This window comes from Gilliamella sp. A7 (assembly GCF_002142015.1).
Lineage (GTDB): Bacteria > Pseudomonadota > Gammaproteobacteria > Enterobacterales > Orbaceae > Gilliamella > Gilliamella apis_A.
The window spans coordinates 1-4,344 of the sequence record NZ_NASN01000083.1 but is presented as its reverse complement, the minus strand read 5'-3'; the positions used below and the strand labels follow the sequence as shown (position 1 = coordinate 4,344).

The window sequence follows — 4,344 nt, the reverse complement described above, 5'->3', positions numbered from 1 at the left end:
ATATAACATATAAAGAATTACCAATACAAATCTTGTAGAACGTTTGATGATCCTTTTTTCATTATTTATATCAAAATTAATTTCAATCTTAATTCTAATTATTGCTATTTATTGACTTTATTATTATTATTCGCTGGGTATTTTTTTTGAGGATTGATAAATGAAAGTAATTGTAACAGGTGGAGCAGGTTTCATTGGATCTGCTGTAGCTAGATATATTATAGAAAATACCATAGATGAAGTCTTAGTTATTGACAAATTGACTTATGCTGGAAATTTAGAGTCATTAAATGACGTATGGACTAATGAGCGATTTTCATTCAAACAAATTGATATCTGCGATAGACAAGCACTTGATAATATAATTTTAAGTTATACTCCAGATATTATCATGCATCTAGCGGCAGAAAGTCATGTAGATCGTTCCATTGACAATCCTTCTTCATTCATAGAAACAAATATAATTGGTACCTACACATTGCTCGAATCCTCTCTAGCTTATTGGCGCAAATTAGATAAAATTAGGCAATCAACTTTTCGTTTTCATCATATTTCGACAGATGAAGTTTATGGTGATTTGCATGGAACAACAGATTTATTTACAGAAAAAACTCCGTATTCACCAAGTAGCCCTTATTCAGCCTCAAAAGCATCAAGTGATCACCTTGTTCGAGCGTGGCATAGAACTTTTGGGTTGCCTACAGTTATTACTAATTGTTCGAATAATTATGGACCTTATCATTTCCCAGAAAAATTAATTCCACTAATGATTTTAAATGCATTAGAAGGTAAACCTTTGCCTGTTTATGGTAATGGTCAACAAATCCGAGATTGGTTATATGTCGAAGATCATGCCAGAGCTCTTTATTTAGTGGCAACTAAAGCAAAAGTTGGAGAAAATTATAATATCGGTGGTCACAATGAGCGAAAAAATATTGATGTGGTGAATCTTATTTGTGAGTTACTTGAAGAGTTTGTACCAAATAAACCTAATAATATTCAATTTTATAAGGATCTTATTACTTATGTAACTGATAGACCGGGACATGATCAAAGATATGCTATTGATTCTTCAAAAATATATCAAGATTTAGAATGGAAACCAAAAGAAACATTTGAAAGTGGTATGCGCAAAACTGTACATTGGTACCTAAATAATAAAATTTGGTGTGAGCATATTAAAGATGGTTCATATGTGCGTTTAAGACAAGGTATTATAAACTAAGGTAAATATATGAAAGGAATTGTACTTGCGGGTGGTTCGGGAACTCGACTTTATCCTATAACGAGAGGTATTTCGAAACAGTTATTACCAGTATATGATAAACCAATGATTTATTATCCATTATCGGTACTTATGCTTGCAGGTATCCGTGATATTTTAATCATTACAACACCTGAAGATTTATCTATGTTTCAAAGGTTACTTGGTGATGGTTCAAAATTTGGAATTAAGCTAAGTTATGCGCAGCAACCAAAACCAGAAGGATTAGCTCAAGCTTTTTTAATAGGTGAAGAATTTATCGACAAACAACGTTGTGCAATGATATTAGGTGATAATTTGTTTTTTGGTGAAAGTTTTGGTAAAAAGTTAATTAATGTAGTTAACCAAAAACAAGGTTCTACTATTTTTGGATATCAGGTAGTTGATCCTGAAAGGTTTGGCGTTGTTGATTTCGATGAAAATTTTAAGGCATTGTCAATTGAAGAAAAACCTCTTCACCCTAAATCAAATTGGGCAGTAACGGGACTTTATTTTTATGATGAAAATGTCGTTGAAATGGCGAAATGTGTAAAACCTTCGGACAGAGGCGAATTAGAAATAACAACTCTTAATCAAATGTATTTAGATGCGGGACTTTTGAACGTAGAAATATTAGGACGAGGTTTTGCATGGCTTGATACCGGAACTCATGATAGTTTGATTGAAGCTTCATCCTTTGTACAAGTTATAGAGAAAAGGCAAGGTTTAAAAGTAGCTTGTCTTGAAGAAATCGCCTATCGTAATGGCTGGATAAGTGCTGAACAAGTAAAAGAAGAATCTGTTACTTTAAGTAAAACATTATATGGGCAGTACTTAGCTAAATTAATAAACCATTAGAGGTACCAATGGAAGTAATACAAACTGAAATTCCAGATGTGAAAATAGTCCAACCTAAGGTATATGGTGATGAGAGAGGTTTCTTTTTGGAAACATTTGAGCAAAAACGTTATCAGGAAATGTTAGGTATCAATCTCAATTTTGTTCAGGATAACCATTCTCGTTCACAAAAAGGTGTTTTAAGAGGATTACATTTTCAAACTAAAAATCCACAAGGAAAATTGGTTAGAGTCGTTAGAGGCAAAGTCTTTGATGTTGCTGTCGATATTCGCAAAGATTCGAAAACTTATGGTAAATGGGTTGGGATGATTTTGTCAGAAGATAATAAAACACAATTATGGATACCTCCTGGATTGGCTCATGGTTTTTTAGTATTATCCGATATTGCTGATTTTGAATATAAATGTACTAATTACTATGATCCAACATCCGAAGCATGTTTACTTTGGAATGATCCAACAGTAAATATTGAGTGGACTATATCTAATCCAATATTATCTGAAAAAGATAAGCTAGGTAAAACATTGAAGGAATTGTAATTAACTTATGAAGGTTTTATTAACTGGGGCAAATGGTCAATTAGGACACTGTTTTATAGATAAATTTCCTACTGATTGGATATTATTGGCAACTGATAGCCAAGAATTAGATATTACAGACAATTTATCTGTTAATAATTTTATTAATGAACATAGGCCTGATGTTATTGTCAATGCAGCTGCATATACTGCGGTTGATATGGCTGAAGATGAACCTAACTTGGCTCATTTAGTAAATGAGATTGGGCCAAAAAATCTTGCAGTGGCAGCAAAAAAATACAATGCTAAATTTATTCATGTTTCGACGGACTATGTTTTTGATGGCACTAAAAATATTCCATATACAGAAGAAGATATAACTAATCCGATTAATATTTATGGTGAAACAAAACGTAATGGTGAAATTGCTATTTTAAATAATAATTCTTCGGCAATTATCATCAGAACTTCATGGGTTTTTAGTGAATATGGTAATAATTTTGTCAAAACTATGTTAAAACTAGCCTCAAATAGATCGGAATTATCAATTATTAATGATCAGTTTGGCTGTCCAACTTATGCAGGGGACATTGCAAACGCAATTTTAACAATGATTATGAATCATTGTGATGGAGGAATTTATCATTATTGTGGGGATCAATGTATTACTTGGTTTAAATTTGCATCTAAGATATTTCTTATTGCTGAAGAGTTGAATTCTATAACAACTAAAAAAATAGTAGTTAAACCAATTCTAACTTCTGATTATCCAACTAAAGCTAAAAGGCCATTATATTCAGTATTAAGTATGAATAAGATAGAAAAGATAGCTGGCATTAAAGCTTCAGATTGGAATAAGGCTTTAGTGCATGTTATTTCTCTCATTGAATAATCATAATAACTGCTTTAATTTTATTGTTATACAAGCTCTAGGATGTTGTTTTTTGATAAGACATTTAAGAAGTTTTAAGAAAATTGAGCTTGAATATTCTCTTCTTAAAAATTTTCTGAATAAATAAAAAAATACATTTAATGTATTTTTTTTATCATGAAATAATTTATTTAGTACCTTAGAATATTCCATTTCAAGTTTCCTTGATGGACTAATCTTTTTACGATCTTGTAGGTTAAAATCTAAAGAGTGATTTATTTTGCCTACGCATACTCCTTTATAGACTGTATTATCGAGTGTTTTTAAATTAATAAAGAAATCAGTATCAATAGCATAAAGTGCATATTTTTCATTAAATATTTCTTTTTTAATATTTGTTATAGATGTTATTAATCGATGAGAAAGAGTTAATCCTGATGAAATTGATTCAATTTCACCCATTTGAAAAGTTTTTTTATCAAAAATTTCATGGTTTTTATGATATACAGGGAAACATAAAGAATTTTCTTCTCTTCTCCATCCATGCGAATAGATAGAAGGAATGATTACATCATAATTGCTATTTTTTGCTATATTTTTGAAAAAATCTTCATTTAGTTGAGAATCTTGATCCAATACAGAAAAAAAATCATAATTTTCTTTATTAAGAAACAGATTATATATTTTACTTAAAGCAACATTATTAATGTCTTCATAAATTGATAGTTTGATTTTTTTTAAGCTAAAAATATTGCTGAATTTCTGACACTCTTGCTCTGTTAAAAAATTAGGTCCATTATTCCAAATAATAATTTTTAAGTTGATATCTTTAATATTTGTGGAAAGTAATGATT

Annotated in this window: 5 protein-coding genes; 4 read left to right on the top strand and 1 reads right to left on the bottom strand. The window is 30.2% G+C overall.

Features of this window, described 5'->3' with window-relative positions; all coding sequences use genetic code 11:
• Window positions 1–160 precede the first annotated feature (160 nt).
• From rfbB to rfbD, 4 genes are read left to right on the top strand one after another with little or no spacing between them, the layout of a single operon-like run.
• Window positions 161–1,225: a dTDP-glucose 4,6-dehydratase gene (gene rfbB / locus B6D18_RS12100; RefSeq protein WP_086364673.1), complete on the top strand. Its 1,065-nt coding sequence runs from the start codon at window positions 161–163 to the stop codon at window positions 1,223–1,225.
• A gap of 9 nt (window positions 1,226–1,234) precedes the next feature.
• Complete coding sequence (rfbA, locus tag B6D18_RS12095; protein WP_086364672.1) at window positions 1,235–2,101, top strand: glucose-1-phosphate thymidylyltransferase RfbA; 867 nt, start codon at window positions 1,235–1,237, stop codon at window positions 2,099–2,101.
• 8 nt (window positions 2,102–2,109) lie between these two features.
• Window positions 2,110–2,640 (top strand): dTDP-4-dehydrorhamnose 3,5-epimerase, encoded by a 531-nt coding sequence (rfbC, locus tag B6D18_RS12090; RefSeq protein WP_086364671.1) that lies wholly within the window; start codon window positions 2,110–2,112, stop codon window positions 2,638–2,640.
• Between the two features lie 7 nt (window positions 2,641–2,647).
• Complete coding sequence (rfbD, locus tag B6D18_RS12085; protein ID WP_086364670.1) at window positions 2,648–3,511, top strand: dTDP-4-dehydrorhamnose reductase; 864 nt, start codon at window positions 2,648–2,650, stop codon at window positions 3,509–3,511.
• Here rfbD and B6D18_RS12080 read toward each other — a convergent pair.
• The coding region (locus tag B6D18_RS12080; protein WP_086364669.1) for a glycosyltransferase at window positions 3,512–4,344 on the bottom strand (833 nt) is incomplete at its 5' end.

Excerpts from the sequence above, each read along its gene's own strand:
- rfbB (WP_086364673.1), top strand. The coding sequence starts at position 161 with ATGAAAGTAATTGTAACAGGTGGAGCAGGTTTCATTGGATCTGCTGTA.
- rfbD (WP_086364670.1), top strand. The coding sequence starts at position 2,648 with ATGAAGGTTTTATTAACTGGGGCAAATGGTCAATTAGGACACTGTTTT.
- rfbA (WP_086364672.1), top strand. The coding sequence starts at position 1,235 with ATGAAAGGAATTGTACTTGCGGGTGGTTCGGGAACTCGACTTTATCCT.
- rfbC (WP_086364671.1), top strand. The coding sequence starts at position 2,110 with ATGGAAGTAATACAAACTGAAATTCCAGATGTGAAAATAGTCCAACCT.